Genomic DNA, 17,818 nt, shown 5'->3' on the forward strand with positions numbered 1-17,818 from the left:
CCGCAACCGCGTCCGCCGCCGCGGCGCGGCGGACCCGACGGAAGGACACGATGGACGCCCCGGACCCCCAGCGCCGCGTCACGGTGGTCGTGGCCACCCGCAACCGCCGGGAGGAGCTCGTGGCGCACCTGGGCCGGCACGAAGGGCCCGTCGTCGTCGTGGACAACGCCTCCACGGACGGCTCCGCCGAGGCGGTGCGCGCCGCCCACCCCCACGTGCAGGTGCTGGAGCTGCCCCGCAACGTCGGGGCCGTGGCCCGGACCGTCGGCGTCCGGCTCGCCCGCACCCCCTACGTGGCCTTCGCCGACGACGACTCGTGGTGGGCCCCCGGGGCGCTCGCCCGCGCCGCGGCCGTGTTCGACGCCCATCCCCGGCTCGGGCTGATCGCCGGGTCCATCGCCGTGGGCCCCGAGGAGCGCCCGGACCCGCTCAACGCCGTGCTCGCCGCGTCCCCGCTGGGCATCCCCACCGGGGCCCCCGGCCCGGCGCTGCTCGGCTTCGTCGCGTGCGGGGCGATCGTGCGCCGCACGGCGTTCCTCGCGGCCGGCGGCTTCGACGACGTCGTGCGCTTCCCCGGCGAGGAGGAGCGTCTCGCCCTCGACCTGTTCGACGCCGGCTGGCGGCTGTCCTACGTGCCGGAGATCCGCGCCCACCACCACCCCTCGCCGCACCGGGGCTCGGACGAGCGCCGGCAGGTCGCGCTCGTTCGCAGCCACCTGCTCACCGTGCTCCTGCGCCGGCCCTGGCGGGTCGTGGCGCACGAGCTGCGGGAGGCGCTGCGCGGCGGCCGCGCGGGGCGCCGCGGTCTGCTCCGCGCCCTCCCCCGCACCCCGGCCGCGCTGCGCGCCCGGCACCGGGTGTCCCCGACCACGGAGGCCGCGCTCGCGCTGCTGCACGGCCCCGCCCCCGCCGCACCGGAGGAGAGCCCGTGACCGAGACCACCCCCGCACCCCCGCCCGCGACCGGTCCCGACGCGCGCGTGGCGGTCGTGATGATCACCCACAACCGCCGGGAGGAGGCCCTGCTGGCCCTGGCCCGGCTGCGGGAGCTCCCGGAACGGCCGCACGTGGTGGTCGTCGACAACGGCTCCGGGGACGGCACCGCGGACGCGATCCGCGAGCGGCACCCCTGGGCGGAGCTCGTCGCGAGCCCCGTCAACCTCGGGGCCGTGGGCCGCAACGTCGCGCTGGAGCGCGTGGACGCCCCGTTCGTGGCCTTCTGCGACGACGACACCTGGTGGGAGCCCGGGTCCCTGCGCCGGGCGGCCGACGCCCTGGAGGCGCACCCGCGGCTGGGCGTGGTCACGGGCAGGATCCTCGTGGAGCCCGGATCCCGGGAGGACGCGATCAACGCGGAGCTGCTGCACTCGCCCGTCGAGGGCCCCGCGTGGATGCCCGGCCCCGCCCTCGGCAGCTTCCTGGCGGGGGCCTCCGTGGTCCGCCGGACCGCGTTCCGCGAGGTGGGCGGGTTCAGCGAGCGGCTGTGGCTCGGCGGCGAGGAGGAGCTGCTGGCGGCGGACCTCGCGACCGCGGGGTGGGAGCTCGTGCACTTGCCCGACGTGGTGGTCCACCACCAGGCCTCCACGGTCCGGGACCCGCACCTGCGGCGCCGGCACGGACTGCGCAACACCCTGTGGTTCATCTGGCTGCGCCGCCCGCTGCGCGCGGCCCTGCGCCGGACCCGGGACGTGGTCGGCGCCGCCCCGCGGGACCGGGTCACGGCGCTGGCCCTGCTCGACGCCCTGCGCGGGGCGCCGTGGGTGCTGCGCGAGCGGCGGCCCCTGCCCGAGCGCGTCGAGCGGCGGTTCCGGGCGCTGGAGGAGTCGCAGCGCGACAGCGCCGCGCGCCGCTACGTCAGCTGAGCTCCCGGCGGACCGGAGGGCGGACCGGACGGCGGAGCGGCCGGTGGAGTGCCCCGCCGGGCCGCCGCCCCCGCAACCGCGCGCTCAGCGCGCCCGCACGGCGGTCGCCGGGAGGCCGGCCCCCTCCCGGAACCACTCGACGGTGCGCTCCAGCCCCACCGGCCACGGGACCTCCGGGGCCCAGCCGAGGACCTCGGTCGCGAGCGTGGTGTCGGGGCGGCGCACCATGGGGTCGTCGACGGGACGCTCGACGAACTCGACCCCCGAGGACGTGCCGGTCGCGGCGATGACGTCGTGGGCGATCTGCAGCACCGAGAGCTCGTGCGGGTTGCCGATGTTCATGGGCCCGCTGTGCCCGCTGTCGGCCAGGGCCAGGATGCCGCGGACGAGGTCGGAGACGTAGCAGACGGAGCGCGTCTGCGTGCCGTCCCCGGCCACGGTGAGGGGCTCACCGGCCAGGGCCTGGCGGATGAACGTGGGGATCGCGCGGCCGTCGAAGGGCCGCATCCGGGGCCCGAAGGTGTTGAAGATCCGCACGATCGCCGTGTCCACCCCGTGCTCGGCGCGGTAGGCGACCGTCAGGGCCTCGGCGAAGCGCTTCGCCTCGTCGTAGACCCCCCGCGGGCCCACCGGGTTGACGTGGCCCCAGTAGCTCTCGGCCTGCGGGTGCACCTGCGGGTCGCCGTACACCTCGGAGGTGGAGGCCAGCACGAACCGGGCACCCTTGTCCTTGGCCAGGCCCAGGGCGTGGTGGGTGCCGATCGAGCCGACCTTGAGCGTGTGGATGGGCAGCTTCAGGTAGTCGATCGGGGACGCCGGGGACGCGAAGTGCAGGACGAGGTCCACGTCCCCGGGCACGTGCACGTAGTCGGTGACGTCGCACTGGACGAGCCGGAAGCCGGGGTCGCCCACGAGGTGGCCGATGTTGGCCGCGGAACCGGTGAGGAAGTTGTCGAGGCACACCACCTCGACCTCCCGGCGGCGCAGCTCGGTGCACAAGTGGCTGCCCAGGAAGCCGGTCCCCCCGGTCACCACGGCCCGGCGGATCGGACGGGTCGCGCTCGCGGCGGTGGTCGCGTTCGTTGTGGGATTCACGGTGCTCCTGACGGATCGGGACGGATGGGAACGGCTCGGCGAACGGGCCGGGTGGTGGGCGCCGGCGGAGGGCGTCAGGGCCGGGCCGGGACCCCGGCGCCCTGGGCGAGCTGGGCGCGGGCGGCGGCGAGGACCTCGTCGGCCGTCACTGCGGCGAGGCGGTCGTCCAGGGCGTCCGCGTGCGGATCGCCCCACGCCGCGGCCGCGGGGTCCCCGTGCCACAGCACGGTGTGCAGCCCGGGGTCCACCGCGGGGCCCCACCGGGCCGGCGGGGTTGGGCCGAAGAGGACCACGGAGCGCACGGCCAGGGCGGTGGCCACGTGGGCGACGCCCGTGTCGCCGCTGAGCACCGCGGCGGCGTCCCCCACCGTGGCGGCGAGCTCCGGCAGGGAGAGCCGGCCGCACCGGTTCTCCGCCGCGGGCAGCCCGCCGGTGACGGTCGCGGCCAGCTCCACCTCCGCGGCGGAGCCGGTGACCACGATCCGGTGGCCGTCCGCGGCCAGGGCCTCCGCCACGGTCCGCCAGCGGGCCGCGGGCCAGCGGCGGGCGCCGGAGGCGGCACCCGGATGGATCACCACGGGGGCACCGTCGGGCGCCGGAGCGTGCTCGCGCAGCAGCAGGTCCTCGGGGCCGCAGGGTCCCCCCGCCGTGCGCACGAGCCGGCACCACCGGTGCACCTCGTGCTCGGCGGCCCGCCACGCGGGGCCGGCGTGCCCGGCGGCGGCGAAGGCGACGAGCCGCTCCGGGCCGGTGGCGAGCAGGAGCTCGTGGCTGAGGGGACCGCGCCCGTGCAGGTTGACCGCCACGTGCCCGCCGGACAGCGGCGGGAGCGGGTCGAGCCCGGACGTGGGCAGGACCGCGTCCACCACGCCCAGCTCGGCCAGCCACGTGCCGATGCCCTCGGGCGCGGCCAGCACGAGCCGGTGCCGGGGCAGCATCCGCCGGACCCCGCGCAGGGGCGCCACGCCGGTCAGGCCGTCGCCCAGGCCGAGGGCGCGCAGCACCAGCACGTCGCCCGGCCCGACCTCGCCCGGGTCCACGGTGCGGGGGCCGCGGGGCTCAGCGCTCACGGCCGGCCCGCTGGAGGATCGCCGTCGTGGAGCGCCCGGAGAGGTAGGGCAGGACGGTAACTTCCCCGCCCCAGCCGCGCACGTCCACGGCCTCGGGAAGCTGCTCGGGGGTGTAGTCGCCGCCCTTCACCCACACGTCGGGGCGCAGGACGGACAGGGTCGCACGGGGGTCGTCCTCGTCGAAGACGACGACCGCGTCGACGCTGCGCAGGGCGGCCAGCACGCGGGCGCGGTCCTCCTGGCCGACCACCGGCCGGCCCGGGCCCTTGAGCCGGCGCACGGAGTCATCGGAGTTCAGCAGCACCACCAGCGCGTCGCCGAGCCGGCGCGCGGCGTCGAGGGAGGCGATGTGGCCGGCGTGCAGGACGTCGAAGCAGCCGCCGGTGGCCACCACCGTGCCGCCCGCGGCGCGCACGTCCACCAGCAGGTCCTGGACCTCCCGGGGCAGCCGCTCGGCACCGGGGTGCAGGCGCGCGCGGCCCTGGGCGCCCTGGGCGCGGCGGGTGCGGAAGGTGGCGGCGCCGCCGGCGGCGACCCACTGCCCGGCCGCCTCGACGGCGGACTCCACGGCCGTGGTCACGTCCGTGCCCGCGCCGAGGGCCAGGGCCGCGGTCGAGGCGAAGCGGTCCCCCGCCCCGCACGGGTCGGTGTTGCGCACGGGAGCGGCCGGCACGAGCTCGGTGCCCGTGGCGGTCGCGAGGTGGGCGCCCTCGGCCCCGGCCGTCACCGCCACGGCACGGGCCGACCACCGTTCGCGCAGGGTGCCCGCGAGCTGGCGGGCGCCGGTCGACGCGGGGGCGCCCAGGGCGGCGGCGGCCTCGGCCGCGTTGGGGGTGACCAGGGCGCAGCCGGGGACCGGCTCCCCGCCGCGCGGGTGGGGGTCCCAGACGACCGTGCCCGTCCGGGCGTGCTCCGCGAGGGCGGCGCGCACGGCGGGGTCGCGGGTGACGCCTCCCCCGTAGTCGGACACGAGCACGGCGTCCGCGCCCGCGAGGACCGCGGAGACGTGCGAGGCCGAGACGCCCACCGGGGTGCCGGGCCCGCCCTCGTCCACGCGCACCAGCGTCTGGCCGGCGCTGCGGATGCGGGTCTTGGTGCGGGTCCCGCCCTCGTGGCCGAGGCGCTCGAGGGCCACCTCCCCGAGGGCGGCGGCGAGCTCGTGGCCGGCGGCGTCGGCGGCCACGGGTGCCAGCAGGGTCACCGCGACCTCCACCGGGACGGGGCCCACGGCGGGCGGCAGGGCGCACAGCAGCGCCGCCAGGCCGGCGCCGCCGGGGCTCGCGAAGACGTCACCGACGTCGACCACGGGCACCGGGGCGTCCGGGCTCAGGCGCGTGGACGTGCCGTCGACGTCCCGGTCCAGGAGGGCGTCGCCGACCACGACGACGCGGACGGGGCTCATGCGACCCCCGCCCGGACGGCCGCCCCGTCGGCCCGGGCGCCGGAGGCCCCGCGCACGGCCGGGCCGGCATCAGGACGCGGGACGAGGCGCGCGTCGACCGCGGCGCACACGGCGTGGAGCAGCATGAGGTGGACCTCCTGGATCACCGAGGTGCTGGACGCGTCGACGGTCAGGGACTCGTCCGCCCGCTCGGTCAGCGGATTGGGGCCGGGGCCGGTGAGCGCCCAGACGTGCAGGCCGTGCTCCCGCGCCCGGTCGGCCGCCGCCAGGACGTTGGGGCTGCGGCCGCTGGTGGACAGCACCACGAGCACGTCGCCCGCCCGCCCGTGCGCCTGGACCTGGCGGGCGAACACCTCCTCCGCGCCGTAGTCGTTGACGATGGCGGTCAGGCTCGAGGTCTCCGCGGACAGGCACACGGCGGACAGCGGCCGCCGGTCGTCGACGAAGCGGCCGACGAGCTCGGCGGTGAAGTGCTGGGCCTCCGCGGCGCTGCCGCCGTTGCCCACGGCGAGCACGCGTCCGCCGTGCGTGAGCATCCCGGCCAGGCGGGCGCCCCACCGGTCCACCACGTCGGCGTGCTGGGCGGCCTCGCCCGCGGCGACCGACAGCTCGTCCAGGTGGGCCCCGAGCCAGTTCTCGGTCTGCCGGAGCAGCGGCGGGTGCTCCCGGCGGTGCCGGGCGACGACGCGGGTGTAGGACCGCTCGGTCTCCTGGGCCACGTGCCGCCAGCCGAAGAGCCGCTCCACGCGCTCCCGCCCGGCGCGGCCCATGCGGGCCGCCAGCTCGGGGTCCGCCAGCAGGGTGCGCAGGGCGGCAGCGGTCCCGGCGACGTCCCGCGGGGGCACGTGCAGGCCGGTCACGCCGTCCTCGATGCTGTCGAGCAGCCCGCCCACGGCGCTGCCCACCACGGGGCGGGCGCACGCCATCGCCTCGAGCGGGACCATGCCGAACGGCTCGTACCAGGGGGTGCAGGCCACGACGTCAGCGGTGGCGAGCAGCGCGGCGGCGTCGTCGTGGTCCACGCGGCCGAGCAGCTCCACGCGCTCGGCCACGCCGAGCTCCCGGGCCAGCGCCCGCAGCCGCAGGGCCTCGGGGTCCCGGTCCAGCTCGGCGCGGGCGGGGCCGCCGGCCACGACGAGCTCCGCGTCCGGCAGCTCGGCGAGGGCGCGCACGACGACGTCCACGCCCTTGCGCTCCACGAGCCGGCCGAGCGCCACGATCCGTGGCCTCCGGTCGCCGGCGGGCGGCGGCGCGGGGAGGAAGGCGTCGAGGTCCACGCCGCACGGGACCACGTCGATCCGTGAGGGGTCCCCGCCGAGGGCCAGGAGCTCGGCCCGTTCGTCCCGGCAGGTGGCCAGGACGAGGTCTGCCGCGGCGACGAGCTCGTTCTCGGCCGCGAGCCGGCCGGTGGGGCTGGTGTCGGCCGCTCCCTGGTGCCGGCGCTTGACGGCCCCGAGCGCGTGGAAGGTCTGCACCACCGGGACCTGCATGGTCTCCGCGGCGCGGCGGGCGGCGGTCCCGGACATCCAGAAGTGGGCGTGCACGAGGTCGGGGACCCCGCGGCGGGCCCAGTCGCGGGCGAGCCAGCGGCCGAACTCGTCCATGTACGGGGCGAGGTCGTCCTTGGGCAGGAAGCTCGGGGGTCCCGCCGGGACGTGGACCACGTGCGCCCCGGGGGCGAGTTCGACCACGTCGGGCAGCCGGGCGTCGTCGCGGCGGGTGTACACGACGACGTCGTGGCCCAGCCGGGCGAGACCCGCGGCGAGGGCGGCCACGTAGACGTTCTGCCCTCCGGCGTCGACCCCGCCGAGCGCGGCCAGCGGGCTGGCGTGCTCGGAGACCATTGCGATTCTCATGCTGTCACCTTCTCCAGGATGCGGTCCCACTCCGCGAGGAAGCGGTCCGCGCCGTAGTGTTCCAGGGCGTGCTCGCGGGCGGCGGCGCCCGCGGCGGCCGCCGCGCCGGGGTCGTCCAGCCAGTGCCGGGCGCGGGCGGCGAGGGCCTCCGGGTCGTTGGAGAGCAGCCCCGCCCCGGGCGGCACCGCCCGGGGCGCCTCGGTGGTCGAGAGCCCGAGCACCGGCATCCCGATGGTCATCGCCTCCAGCAGCGCCAGGCCCAGGCTCGTCCACCGGTAGGGGTGGTAGTAGGCCCGGTGCTCGCCGAGCGCCGCGTGCAGCTTCTCCTGAGGATAGTTCTCGTGCAGCCGCCCGGCCATGTGGGGCGCGTGCTCGGCGAGCTGGTCCATCCCCATGCCGTACACGTCCACGGGCAGCTCGCGGGCCAGCGCGGTCAGCAGGTCGGTGCCCGCGATCCGCCCGCGCCGGACGGGCTCGTTGACCACGGCGGCCAGGCTGGCCGTGCGCCCCGTGTAGAGCGGTCCGGGGTCCAGGACGCCGTGCTCCACGACCTCGGTGGGCGCGTCCCCGTTGTCCCACATCATCCGGTTGAAGTGCGTCACGTGGACCACGGGGATGTCGGAGCGCCCGGCCAGGGGGTGACGGGTGGCCACGGCGGGCCCGCGCGGGGTGTCGTGCTCCACGTAGACCGCCGGGACGTCGGTCCCCGCCCGGCGCCCGGTCCACCGCTCGAGCAGCTCCAGCTCGTGGGGTCGCTGCAGCAGGACGACGTCGAACGCGGTGTCGGCCAGCTCCTCGGGCGTGCGCTCGACGGCGGCGGCCGGCCAGTCCCAGGTCTCGGCCCGGCCGCGGCCGTCGGGGCCGCGGTCGGCGACGGCGGGCAGCAGGTAGGTGTGGGGACCGTGCACGAACGATGTCGTCCACGATCCGTGGACGTGCCAGGTCAGGATGCGCACCCGCGTCCTCCTTCCGGTTCGGGAACAGTGGCGAGGGCCCCCGGAGCGCCGTGCACGAGCTCCTCGACGGCCGCGAGCACGGCCGCCGGGGACACGGAGGACAGGCACGGGTGGCCGGGCACGGGGCAGTCGCGGGCGCGGGAGCCGCGGCAGTCCGCGCCCTGGTCCCCGAGCAGCACGACGGGCACGCCCCAGGGCGCCCACCGCTCGGGCGGCACGACCGGGGAGAAGAGGGAGACCACCGGGGTGCCCACGGCCGCGGCCAGGTGCGCGGGACCGGTGTTGCCGACGACGACGCACGCGGCGGCGTCCAGCACGGCGGCCAGGCCGGGCAGGTCGGTCCGGCCGGCGAGGTCCAGCACCGTGCCGCTCGGGGCGGCCGCGCGGGCCGCGGCCCGGGCGGCCGCGGTGAGCTCCCGCTCCCCCGGCCCGCCGGTGAGGACGACCGGGCGCCCGGCCGCGGCGAGTCCCGCCGCGAGGGCCCCGGCGTGCTCGGCGGTGAGCCCGCGGGACGGGACCGAGGCGCCGGGGTGCAGCACCACGAACCCGTCCGGCAGCGCCGACACCTCGGCCGGGAGCTCCGGGAGCGGGCGGCGCACGGCCAGGCGCAGGTCGGCCGCGGTGGGCTCGGGGGCGCCCGCCGCGACGGAGAGCGCACATGCCGCCTCGACCTCGTGGCCACCGCCGGGCGGGTCCGCGCGGCGGTGCCGGACGTCCAGCAGCGACCCGGGGTAGTCCTCGCTCGTGGCGACCACGCGGTCGATCCCGGCGAGCCGGGCCAGCAGCGCCATGGGCAGGGGGCTCTGGTGGAAGGACGTGAACACCACGGCGAGGTCGTAGCCGCGGGCGGCGAGGGCGTCCACCAGGTTCTCGGTCGTCTCCCGGTCCACGGGCGGGGGCCGGAAGCCCGACCACGGCGCCGAGTACTCGAGGACCTCGTCCACGTCCGGCAGCAGGCGGGCGGCCGCGGCGCCGGACGGGGAGGCCAGCAGATCCACCGGGTTCCCCAGCCGGGCCAGGGCCCGCACCGCGGGCCCGGTCAGCAGGACGTCCCCGTCCGAGTCGAGGCGGACGGCGAGGGTGCGGCCCACGCTCAGCTCCTGGCCCCGGCCGCGACCGGGCGGGCGTCGGGCCGGGCGGCCGTCCCCCCGTCCGCCGCGGGGGCCAGGACGGCGGCGACGGCCTCGCGCAGGGTCGGGGCGACCACCGGGGCGGCCGCCACCTCCTCCTCGCGGGTCACCGGGGTGGGGACCAGGACGCTGCGCGCGCCGGCGGCCTGGGCGGCCTCGACGTCCGCGCCGATGTCGCCGACGAGCACGCACTCGGAGGGGTCGACGCCCAGCTCCGCGGCCGCGGCCAGCACCATGCCGGGCCGAGGCTTGCGGCACGCGCAGTCCTGCTCGGGGGCGTGCGGGCACAGCTGCCAGGTGTCGAAGGGGCCGAGCAGCTCGGCCACGCGGGCGTTGACGGCGTCGACCTGCTCCCGGGTCAGCAGGCCGCGGCCGATGCCGGACTGGTTGGACACCACGCCCACCCGCAGCCCGGCCGCGCGCACGGCGTCGACCGCCTCCCGGGCCCCGGGGACCAGCTCGACCGCGTCCGGGTCGCCGTTGTAGGGCACGTCGTGGACCAGGGTGCCGTCGCGGTCGAAGAGCACGGCGCGCACCGGGACGGGCCAGGGCCCGGTGCCCCGGTGCCGCCACCAGCCACGGGCCTTGTGTCGCACGGCGGCCACGGGGATCGTGGCGCTGGTGCGGACCATGCGGCTGAGCTCGGGCAGGAACTCGGGGTCGCCCGGACGGGGGCCCGGGACCGTGCGCAGCAGCACGAACCGGCCGGTCAGCCAGCCCCACGCCGCGGCGCCGGCGCCGGCCGCGGCCAGGGCGGAGCGCCGGGCGGGCCGGTGGCCCAGGGCGGCGGCGGTGAGCGCCGCGCCGGCGCCCGCGCCCGCGGCGCCCAGGGCGGCCACCGTCGCGGCGTGCCAGCGGAAGCCCCCGGGAGGAGCCTCGGCCGCGCGGCGCCAGTCGGGTCCGTGCAGGCGGCGCATCAGGGCGTCGTCGGCGTTGCCGGCCTGCACGCGCAGGCTCACGAGGTCGTCGGCGGGCCGCACGGGGTGGGTGATCCGGCGATGCCCGCGCACCAGCTGCCACCCGGCCCGGCGCACGCGCAGCGCGAGGTCGGCGTCCTCCCGGTAGGCCCGGGGGAAGCGCTCGTCGAAGCCGGAGACGGCCTCGAGCGCGGCCGTGCGGTAGGCCATGTCCGCGGTCGCCCAGTCGGCGTCCTGCAGGGACGCGGTGTTGCGCTCCCAGTCGGTGGGCCGGCGGGAGCCCGGGAGGGGGACGTCGATCCGGCCCTGGGTCGCGCCGATCTCGGGCCCGCACGCGGCGAGGTCCTCGGCCAGGCGCCGGGCCCAGCCGGCCGGCAGCTCCACGTCGTCGTCGAGGAAGGCGATCCACTGCGCCCCCGAGCGGCGGGCGACCCGCCAGCCCCGGTTGCGCGCGGCGGCCGGGCCCCGCCCGTAGCCGCGGACGGTGCGCACGGTCCAGGCCACGGCGCCGGGCACGCTGGGCCGCAGCGGCTCCACGTCGCCGGGCCGGTCGTCCACCACCACGACCTCGATCGGCCCCGGGTGGTCGGCGTCGACGTCCTGGGCGGCGAGGGTGTCGAGCAGCCACTGCAGGCTCGGCCGGCCCATCGAGGGGACGACCACGGCGTAGGTCGCGGGCGCGGCCGTCACTCGGCCCCCTCGAAGAAGGCGGCGCGGCGGACCAGGTGCGGGCCGAGCACGAGCGCGGCCACCGGGGCGGAGCCGAAGAGCTCGAGCGCGTCGCGCGGGTCGTCGACCATGGGCCGGCCGGCGGTGTTGAGCGAGGTGTTGACGACGACGGGCACGCCCGTGCGCTCGTCGAAGGCCCGCAGCAGCGCGGCGATCCCGGCGTTGTCCTCGTCGGTGACCGTCTGGATCCGGGCGGTGCCGTCCACGTGGGTGACCGTGGGGATCCGCTCCCGCCACTCGGGGGCCACGTCGTGCACGAAGAGCATGAAGGGGCTGGGCAGCGGCCCGCCGCCGAAGATCTCCGCGGCGCGCTCCTCGAGGACCATGGGCGCCACGGGCCGGAACTGCTCGCGGCCCTTGACGTCGTTGAGCCGTTCGAGGTTGTCGGGGTGGATCGGGTTCGCCAGGAGGGACCGGCGGCCCAGCGCCCGGGGCCCGAACTCGCTGCGGCCCTCGAACCAGGCGATCACGCCGTTGCCGGCGAGGATGTCGGCGACCTCGCCGGCGAGGTCCTCCGGGGTGGTGAAGGGCACCTGCGCAGTGCTCAGCCACTGCGCGAGCTCCTCGCCGGACCAGCTGCGCCCGAGGGCCGCGGTGGGCTGCGGCGCGCCGAGGTCACCGGCCTCCTGGGCCAGGTGCAGGGCGGCGCCGAGCGCGGTCCCGGAGTCCCCGGAGGCGGGCTGGACCCAGACCTCCTCGAACGGCGTCTCGCGCCAGATCCGGGAGTTGGCCACGCAGTTCAGGGCCGTCCCGCCGGCCATGGTGAGCACCGTGTCCCCGGTCTGCCCGTGCAGCCAGGTGGCGAGGTCGACCAGGACCTCCTCGACCACGGCCTGGACCGAGGCGGCGAGGTCGGCGTGGTCGCCGCCCCAGGTGCCGTCGTCGATCCGGCGGGGCGCGAAGCGGGTCCAGTCGGGGGCCTGGGCACGGAAGCCGCCGTCGCCCGTGGCACGGACGATCTCGCGCAGCTCGGGCAGGAAGCGGGGCTCGCCGTAGGAGGCGAGCGCCATGACCTTGAACTCGTCGCTCGAGCGCAGGAAGCCCAGGTGGTCGGTGAGGGACTCGTAGAGCAGGCCGAGGGACTCGGGCAGGGCCTGGCGGTGCAGGATCTCCAGCTCCCCGTCCCGGTAGCGGCCGGCCAGGTGCGAGTGCGCCTCGCCGCGGCCGTCGACCACCAGGACGCTGCTCGTGCGCGTGGGGGCGGCGAGTCCGGCGGAGGCGGCGTGGGCCACGTGGTGCTCCACGAACCGGACCTTGTCGCGGTCCAGGCCCGGGAGCGCCTCGGCCAGGAACCCGGCGGCGCGCCGGGCGTAGTCCACGCGCACGGGGTCGTACGGGTCGTCCGGCATCTCGGCGGCGATGGCGGGGTCGAAGGAGTAGCCGACGGCGTCCAGGTCGGCGGGCGTGAGGCCGGCCTCGGCGAGGCACCAGCGCATGGCCTGCTCGGGCAGCTCCCACGCCGAGAACGGCACGGGGCGCTTGCCGTGCTTGCGGCGGGAGAAGCGCTCCTCCTCCGCCGCGGCCACCACTGTGCCGTCCACGACGAGGGCCGCCGCGGGGTCGTGGAAGATCGCGTTGACACCCAGGTAGTTCATGAACCGGAGTATGGCACAAAACGATCAGGCGGCTGATATACATCTCGTGTCGGCCCCGGGGGTCGCCCCGGCCGCTCGGCGGGCGGACCAGGAGCACTGTCACGTCCCATAACGAGTCGGCGCAACAACTGGTGACGCAGGTCACGGGCGTCTAGGCTCGATGGCACGGGTCGAGCAGCCGGCCGTGACGTCCTGTCGTGGAAGGACCCCTCCATGGACCACTCCCTGTCCGTCGTCGTGCAGATCGAGCTGGACACCCGGTGCGTGCACCTGGTGGTCACCGGCGATCTCACCGAGCGCAACCACCGCGTCCTCACCCCCCTCGTGGCCCGCGCCCGCACCCTGGTGCCCGGTGCGGCCGTCGTCGTGGACCTCACGGGCGCCCAGCACGTGGACCCGGGCGGTCTGGACCTGCTGTGGTGGTCCCTCGACCACGACCCCCTCCCGGAGTCCGGCGGCGCCGTCCGGGTGCTCACCCGGCCCGCGCCGTTCGGCCTCACCGAGGCGGACCGCCCCACGACCGGTGCGCACGCGCCGGCACCCGCGCGCTGGAACGGCGCCGAGCCGGGCGGGGTGGCGGCGTGAGCGGCGTCGACGTCGCCACGTCGCCGGCCGGCACCGGCGCCGGGGGCACCCGGGACTGCGACACGTGCCTGAGCCCGGACTGCGACTTCCCCGCGGAGCTCTCCGCGCTCCCCCTCGTGGAGCTGCAGGTCCTGCACAGCCGGGTGGTCTGCCAGCTCGAGCACGAGTACCTCGTGAACACCGACGGCCCCCACCCCGTCACCCAGGACCGCCACGAGGAGCTCGTGGCGGAGCTCGAGGCCCGGCGGGACGAGGCCCCCGGGGCGTGACCGGTTCTCAGGCCACGGACCGGGCCGCCCGGACGCGGGGCCGCCCGGCGGCGTACCACTGGGCGAAGAGCACGACGATCAGGGCCACGTCCACCACGTCCCCGCCGTAGTACATGAGCTGCGCCCCCGTGCGGGCGTCCGACGCCCCGACCCCGTCCGGGGGGTGCCCGTACAGGTGCTTGGCGAGCGCCGAGTGGACCGCCACGAAGCCGACCAGGACCGCCGCCCGCACGCGGAAGGAGCCCCGGTGCGGGTCCGGGTCCACCCCGACCACGGCGGCGGTGAAGACGCAGCCCGCGAGGAGGACGTGGACGTGCACCGCCGCGTGCACGGCCACGGAGGCGTGCATCGTGCCGTACAGCCCGGTGGTGTAGAGCACCCACAGGCCGCCCGCGTTGAGCGTCCCGGCCACCGCCGGACGGGTCACCGCCCGGACGGGCGGCGTGCGCAGGAGACGGGACAGGGTGCGGGCCCGGGCCACGGGCAGCGCGCGCAGCGCCAGGGTCACGGGGGCGGCGAGCACCAGCAGCAGCGGGGCGGCCATCCCCAGCAGCAGGTGTCCGGCCATGTGGGCGGTGAAGCCGGCGCGGGCGGCCTCGGCCAGGGGCCCGACCAGCGCCGTGCCGGCGCAGAGCAGTCCCGCGCACCACAGCACCGTGCGGTGCGCCGGCCACGGGCCGCGGTGCCGTGCCGCCCACAGCCCCGCGGCCCAGCCGGCGGCGCCCAGGACGAGCAGGGCGAGCACGGTCGCGTCGAAGAGCGCCCAGCCGGTGGTCCCGTGGTCGTGCGTCATCGGCGCGGGCGGGCGGTCCGGTGCGGGCGGGTCCGGCGCAGGAGCACGAGTCCCGCGGCGAGCGCGAGCACGGCCGTGCCGATCCAGGTGGCGTCGTAGACCAGCAGGTTCACGTCGTAGCGGATCTGGTGGATCCTGAGCACCTTGTGCAGGACCACGCCGTCGACGAGCTGGAACGCGCCGAGGCCCGCGAGCAGTCCCCCGGTCCAGCGGCCCCAGGACAGGGCGCCGCGGCGGCGGATGTCGGCCAGCAGGAAGAGGGAGCCCACGGTGACGAACCAGCCGAAGGCGTGGAAGAGCCCGTCCGAGGCGAGGGCGACACCGGTGGTGGAGAGGTCGTAGAAGTGGTGCCAGTGCAGGAGCAGGTGGAAGACGGCGAGGTCCACCACGGAGGCGGCGATGCCCGCCCCCAGCAGCGTGCCGGCGATCACCGTCCGGCGGTCCTGGTCGGCCATGGTGTCCTCCTGGTGCGGGCGGGCGGGGTTGCGACCCAGCCTACGGCCGCCCGGGCCCCGGCTGTCCGGATTCAGTCCGTCTGTGGCCCGGCACGGCAGGGCCCGGCGGGCGGACCGGCCCGGGTGGTTCAATGGCACGGTGCGCAACGACAACCTGACCCGCCGCGAGACCGCCGACCGTTCCGAGCTCGTCGCCGTGGAGAGCTACGACGTCCTGCTGGACCTGTCCTCCGCGCCGGACCCGGAGGCGGACTCGTTCCGGTCCGTGACCACGGTGCGCTTCGCCGCGGAGGAGGGCGCCCAGACGTTCCTGGACTTCATCGGCCGCGCCGTGGAGTCGGTGACGGTCAACGGCCGGGAGCTGGACCCGGACGACGTCGTGGAGGGCGCGCGGATCCGGCTGCCGTCCCTCGAGGCCGCCAACGAGGTCACGGTAGCCGGGCGGGGGCTGTACTCCCGCTCCGGGGAGGGGATGCACCGGTTCGTGGACCCGGCCGACGGCCGGGTCTACCTGTACACCCAGTACGAGCCGGCGGACGCCCGCCGGGTCTTCGCGAACTTCGAGCAGCCGGACCTCAAGGCGTCCTTCCGGTTCACGGTCCTGGCCCCGGACAGCTGGCAGGTCTCCTCCAACGGGGTCCGCATGGCGGCGTCCCCCGCCCCGGAGGCCGAGCGGCCCGGGGCGGTGCGCCACGAGTTCGCCCCCACGGAGCGGATCTCCACGTACATCACCACGGTGCTGGCGGGCCCGTACCACCGGGTCGCGGGCGAGTGGCGGCACTCCTTCGAGGACGGCAGCCGCATGTCCGTGCCGCTGGCCCTGTACTGCCGCGCCTCGCTGGCCGAGCACCTCGACGCGGCCACCGGCGCCCGCGAGCTGTTCGACCTCACCCGGCAGGGACTGACGTTCTTCACCGAGCTGTTCGGCTACCCGTACCCGTTCGGGAAGTACGAGCAGGCGTTCGTGCCCGAGTACAACCTGGGTGCCATGGAGAACCCCGGGCTGGTGACCTTCACCGAGGAGTACCTGTTCCCGGACGGGGCCACCCGCGCCCAGTACCAGGGGCGGGCGAACACCCTCATGCACGAGATGTCCCACATGTGGTTCGGGGACCTCGTCACGATGACGTGGTGGGACGACCTGTGGCTCAAGGAGTCCTTCGCCGAGTTCATGGGGGCGCACGCGTCGGTGCAGGCCACGGATTTCGAGGAGGCGTGGATCGCGTTCGCGGACCGCCGGAAGGCCTGGGCCTACCGGCAGGACCAGCTGCCCACCACGCACCCGGTGGTCGCCGACATCCAGGACCTCGAGGCCGCCCGGCAGAACTTCGACGGCATCACCTACGCCAAGGGCGCCGCGGTGCTCAAGCAGCTCGTGGCGTTCGTGGGCTACGGCCCGTTCGTCGACGCGTGCCGCGCCTACTTCCGTCGCCACGCCTACGGGTCCACCACCCTGGAGGACTTCCTGGCCGTGCTCGAGGAGGCCTCCGGGCGGGACGTGCGCGGCTGGGCCGAGTCCTGGCTGGGCACCTCCGGCGTCACCTCGCTGGCCCTGGACCTCGCCCGGGACGACGACGGCACCGTCACCTTCGCGGCGCTGCTCCAGGACCCCGGCGCCGGGGTGCTGCGCCCGCACCGGCTGCTGCTCGGCGGCTACGAGCGCGGCCCCGGGGACGTCCTGGTGCGCACCGGCACGGTCAGCGTGGACCTGCCCGCCGAGTCCTCCGTGGAGGTCCCCGAGCTCGTGGGCTCGACCGCGCCGCTGCTGGTGGTCAACGACGAGGACCTCACCTACGCCAAGACCCGCCTGGACCCGCTCTCGCTCACCACGGCCCTGAGCTCCCTGTCCTCCGTGGAGGACGACATGGCCCGCGCCCAGCTGTGGTCGGGGCTGTGGAACGCCACCCGGGACGCCGAGCTCGACCCCGGGGACTGGGTGGGCGCCGTCCTGGACCACGGCTTCGCCGAGCCGCAGACCGGGATGTTCTCCACCGCCGTGGACCACGCCGTGGAGGCCGTCGAGCGGTTCACCCCGACCGCCCGGCGGGCCCGGCTGCGGGGCCGGCTGCTCGACGCCGCCGTCCGGGAGCTGCGCCGGGCGGATCCGGGCAGCGACCGGCAGCTGGCCCTCGCCCGGCTCACCGCCCGCACGGCCCGGCGCGACGGGAGCCACGCCGGCTGGTTGCGCGACCTCCTGGGCGGACGGGACGCGCTGCCCGGGCTGCGGCTGGGCTCGGACCTGCGCTGGGCGCTGTGGACGGCGCTCGCGGCCACCGGCCACGGCGCGGACCCCGTCCTGGACGCCGCCCTGGAGCGGGAGCGCGCCGCGGACCGGACCCGCACCGGGCAGGTCGGCTGGGCCCGGGCCCGCGCCGCCCGCCCGCTCCCCCGTGCCAAGGCCGAGGCGTGGGAAGCGATCACCGGTGACGAGCTGTCCAACGATCTGCTGAGCGCCACGGTCGCCGGCTTCCAGCTGGGCCCGGCGGAGCTGGTGGAGCCGTACCGGGAGCGGTACTTCGTCATGCTGGAGGAGGTGTGGGCGCGCCGGTCCATCGGGATGGCCACCCGCATCGTGCAGGGGCTCTACCCCGCCGGCGCCGATCTCGAGCCGGGGCACGATCCCGAGCACCACCCGGTGCTCGCCCGCACGGAGCTGTGGCTGAGCAACCACGCCGGGGCGCCCGCCGCCCTTCGCCGGATCCTGGTCGAGGAGCGGGACCACCTGCTGCGGGCGCTGCGGGCGCAGGCGGCGGCGCGCCCCTGACCCCCGCACGCCGAGGCCGGCCCCGGGGCCCCCGGGCAGCGGCAGTCCCCCCGGTGTGCACCGGGGGGACTGCGACGGTCCGGGGGACCCGGGGGTTCCGGGCGGCGCGGACTCAGGTGGCGGGGCGTCCCGAGCGGCGCAGCACGCGGTCGACGGCGCGCTGGGCGTCCTCGTTGGACTTGAAGACCCGCCGGTCGAGGCTCTGGCCGAGCGACATCGACGAGTTGCCCAGCTGCAGCAGGTTCACCTTGGAGTCGTTGCGGTGCTCGCGGCGCGGCTGGGGCGCCTGCGGACCGGTCCGGGCGTCATAGGCCATGGTGGATCCTTTCCGTGACACCTCC

16 protein-coding genes and 1 pseudogene are annotated in these 17,818 nt (G+C 77.0%); 5 read left to right on the forward strand and 12 right to left on the reverse strand.

Annotated elements, in window-relative coordinates:
* The first annotated feature begins 50 nt into the window (after positions 1–50).
* Positions 51–932 carry a glycosyltransferase family 2 protein gene (locus AC6CH6_RS09730; protein WP_498254989.1) on the forward strand — a complete coding sequence of 294 codons (882 nt, stop codon included), beginning with the start codon at positions 51–53 and terminating at the stop codon, positions 930–932.
* Positions 929–1,861: a glycosyltransferase family 2 protein gene (locus tag AC6CH6_RS09735; RefSeq protein WP_498254990.1), complete on the forward strand. Its 933-nt coding sequence runs from the start codon at positions 929–931 to the stop codon at positions 1,859–1,861. The genes AC6CH6_RS09730 and AC6CH6_RS09735 overlap by 4 nt, the downstream gene beginning before the upstream one ends.
* A gap of 84 nt (positions 1,862–1,945) precedes the next feature.
* On the opposite strand, the gene AC6CH6_RS09740 is transcribed toward AC6CH6_RS09735, so the two are convergent.
* The 9 genes and pseudogenes from AC6CH6_RS09740 to AC6CH6_RS09780 form a co-directional block, all read right to left on the reverse strand.
* Complete coding sequence (locus AC6CH6_RS09740) at positions 1,946–2,956, reverse strand: NAD-dependent epimerase/dehydratase family protein (protein WP_498254991.1); 1,011 nt, start codon at positions 2,954–2,956, stop codon at positions 1,946–1,948.
* A 74-nt stretch (positions 2,957–3,030) separates the two neighbouring features.
* Positions 3,031–4,026 carry a glycosyltransferase family 9 protein gene (locus AC6CH6_RS09745; RefSeq protein ID WP_498254992.1) on the reverse strand — a complete coding sequence of 332 codons (996 nt, stop codon included), beginning with the start codon at positions 4,024–4,026 and terminating at the stop codon, positions 3,031–3,033.
* Positions 4,016–5,428 (reverse strand): PfkB family carbohydrate kinase, encoded by a 1,413-nt coding sequence (locus AC6CH6_RS09750; RefSeq protein ID WP_498254993.1) that lies wholly within the window; start codon positions 5,426–5,428, stop codon positions 4,016–4,018. The genes AC6CH6_RS09745 and AC6CH6_RS09750 overlap by 11 nt, the downstream gene beginning before the upstream one ends.
* The gene (locus AC6CH6_RS09755; RefSeq protein ID WP_498255185.1) at positions 5,425–5,964 is read right to left on the reverse strand and encodes a D-sedoheptulose-7-phosphate isomerase; all 540 of its coding nucleotides are present in this window, start codon (positions 5,962–5,964) and stop codon (positions 5,425–5,427) included. The genes AC6CH6_RS09750 and AC6CH6_RS09755 overlap by 4 nt, the downstream gene beginning before the upstream one ends.
* 141 nt (positions 5,965–6,105) lie before the next feature.
* Positions 6,106–7,284, reverse strand: a pseudogene (locus AC6CH6_RS09760) (glycosyltransferase); the annotation flags it as partial.
* The gene (locus AC6CH6_RS09765) at positions 7,281–8,240 is read right to left on the reverse strand and encodes a glycosyltransferase (protein ID WP_498254994.1); all 960 of its coding nucleotides are present in this window, start codon (positions 8,238–8,240) and stop codon (positions 7,281–7,283) included. The pseudogene AC6CH6_RS09760 and the gene AC6CH6_RS09765, both read right to left, overlap by 4 nt.
* The gene (locus AC6CH6_RS09770; RefSeq protein WP_498254995.1) at positions 8,228–9,331 is read right to left on the reverse strand and encodes a glycosyltransferase family 9 protein; all 1,104 of its coding nucleotides are present in this window, start codon (positions 9,329–9,331) and stop codon (positions 8,228–8,230) included. Before AC6CH6_RS09770 ends, AC6CH6_RS09765 begins: the two co-directional genes overlap by 13 nt.
* A 2-nt stretch (positions 9,332–9,333) precedes the next feature.
* Positions 9,334–10,977: an HAD-IIIA family hydrolase gene (locus AC6CH6_RS09775; protein WP_498254996.1), complete on the reverse strand. Its 1,644-nt coding sequence runs from the start codon at positions 10,975–10,977 to the stop codon at positions 9,334–9,336.
* A complete protein-coding gene (locus tag AC6CH6_RS09780) occupies positions 10,974–12,611 on the reverse strand; it encodes a carbamoyltransferase family protein (protein ID WP_133410113.1) in 1,638 nt (545 codons plus the stop codon). Before AC6CH6_RS09780 ends, AC6CH6_RS09775 begins: the two co-directional genes overlap by 4 nt.
* A 213-nt stretch (positions 12,612–12,824) precedes the next feature.
* On the opposite strand from AC6CH6_RS09780, the gene AC6CH6_RS09785 reads away from it, so the two are divergent.
* Together AC6CH6_RS09785 and AC6CH6_RS09790 are read left to right on the forward strand one after the other, a co-directional pair.
* Entirely contained in the window at positions 12,825–13,196 is a 372-nt protein-coding gene (locus AC6CH6_RS09785; RefSeq protein WP_498254997.1) for a hypothetical protein, read from the forward strand.
* Positions 13,193–13,465 carry a hypothetical protein gene (locus AC6CH6_RS09790; RefSeq protein WP_498254998.1) on the forward strand — a complete coding sequence of 91 codons (273 nt, stop codon included), beginning with the start codon at positions 13,193–13,195 and terminating at the stop codon, positions 13,463–13,465. Before AC6CH6_RS09785 ends, AC6CH6_RS09790 begins: the two co-directional genes overlap by 4 nt.
* 7 nt (positions 13,466–13,472) lie before the next feature.
* On the opposite strand, the gene AC6CH6_RS09795 is transcribed toward AC6CH6_RS09790, so the two are convergent.
* Both AC6CH6_RS09795 and AC6CH6_RS09800 read right to left on the reverse strand, forming a co-directional pair.
* Positions 13,473–14,258 (reverse strand): cytochrome c oxidase assembly protein, encoded by a 786-nt coding sequence (locus tag AC6CH6_RS09795; RefSeq protein ID WP_498254999.1) that lies wholly within the window; start codon positions 14,256–14,258, stop codon positions 13,473–13,475.
* Positions 14,255–14,713 (reverse strand): DUF2243 domain-containing protein, encoded by a 459-nt coding sequence (locus tag AC6CH6_RS09800; protein WP_498255000.1) that lies wholly within the window; start codon positions 14,711–14,713, stop codon positions 14,255–14,257. The genes AC6CH6_RS09795 and AC6CH6_RS09800 overlap by 4 nt, the downstream gene beginning before the upstream one ends.
* Before the next feature lie 139 nt (positions 14,714–14,852).
* Here AC6CH6_RS09800 and pepN point away from each other — a divergent pair, with 139 nt between their 5' ends.
* The gene (pepN, locus tag AC6CH6_RS09805) at positions 14,853–17,477 is read left to right on the forward strand and encodes an aminopeptidase N (RefSeq protein WP_498255001.1); all 2,625 of its coding nucleotides are present in this window, start codon (positions 14,853–14,855) and stop codon (positions 17,475–17,477) included.
* Positions 17,478–17,589: 112 nt separating this feature from the next.
* Here pepN and AC6CH6_RS09810 read toward each other — a convergent pair whose 3' ends face one another.
* Positions 17,590–17,793 (reverse strand): hypothetical protein, encoded by a 204-nt coding sequence (locus AC6CH6_RS09810; RefSeq protein WP_017834330.1) that lies wholly within the window; start codon positions 17,791–17,793, stop codon positions 17,590–17,592.
* Between the last annotated feature and the right edge of the window lie 25 nt (positions 17,794–17,818).

It is taken from the genome of Kocuria sp. GQ42 (genome assembly GCF_059758435.1).

Coding starts and splice junctions, on each gene's coding strand:
- AC6CH6_RS09730 (WP_498254989.1), top strand. CDS start 51: ATGGACGCCCCGGACCCCCAGCGCCGCGTCACGGTGGTCGTGGCCACC.
- AC6CH6_RS09750 (WP_498254993.1), bottom strand. CDS start 5,428: ATGAGCCCCGTCCGCGTCGTCGTGGTCGGCGACGCCCTCCTGGACCGG.
- AC6CH6_RS09755 (WP_498255185.1), bottom strand. CDS start 5,964: ATGCTCACGCACGGCGGACGCGTGCTCGCCGTGGGCAACGGCGGCAGC.
- AC6CH6_RS09780 (WP_133410113.1), bottom strand. CDS start 12,611: ATGAACTACCTGGGTGTCAACGCGATCTTCCACGACCCCGCGGCGGCC.
- AC6CH6_RS09785 (WP_498254997.1), top strand. CDS start 12,825: ATGGACCACTCCCTGTCCGTCGTCGTGCAGATCGAGCTGGACACCCGG.
- AC6CH6_RS09795 (WP_498254999.1), bottom strand. CDS start 14,258: ATGACGCACGACCACGGGACCACCGGCTGGGCGCTCTTCGACGCGACC.
- AC6CH6_RS09800 (WP_498255000.1), bottom strand. CDS start 14,713: ATGGCCGACCAGGACCGCCGGACGGTGATCGCCGGCACGCTGCTGGGG.
- AC6CH6_RS09810 (WP_017834330.1), bottom strand. CDS start 17,793: ATGGCCTATGACGCCCGGACCGGTCCGCAGGCGCCCCAGCCGCGCCGC.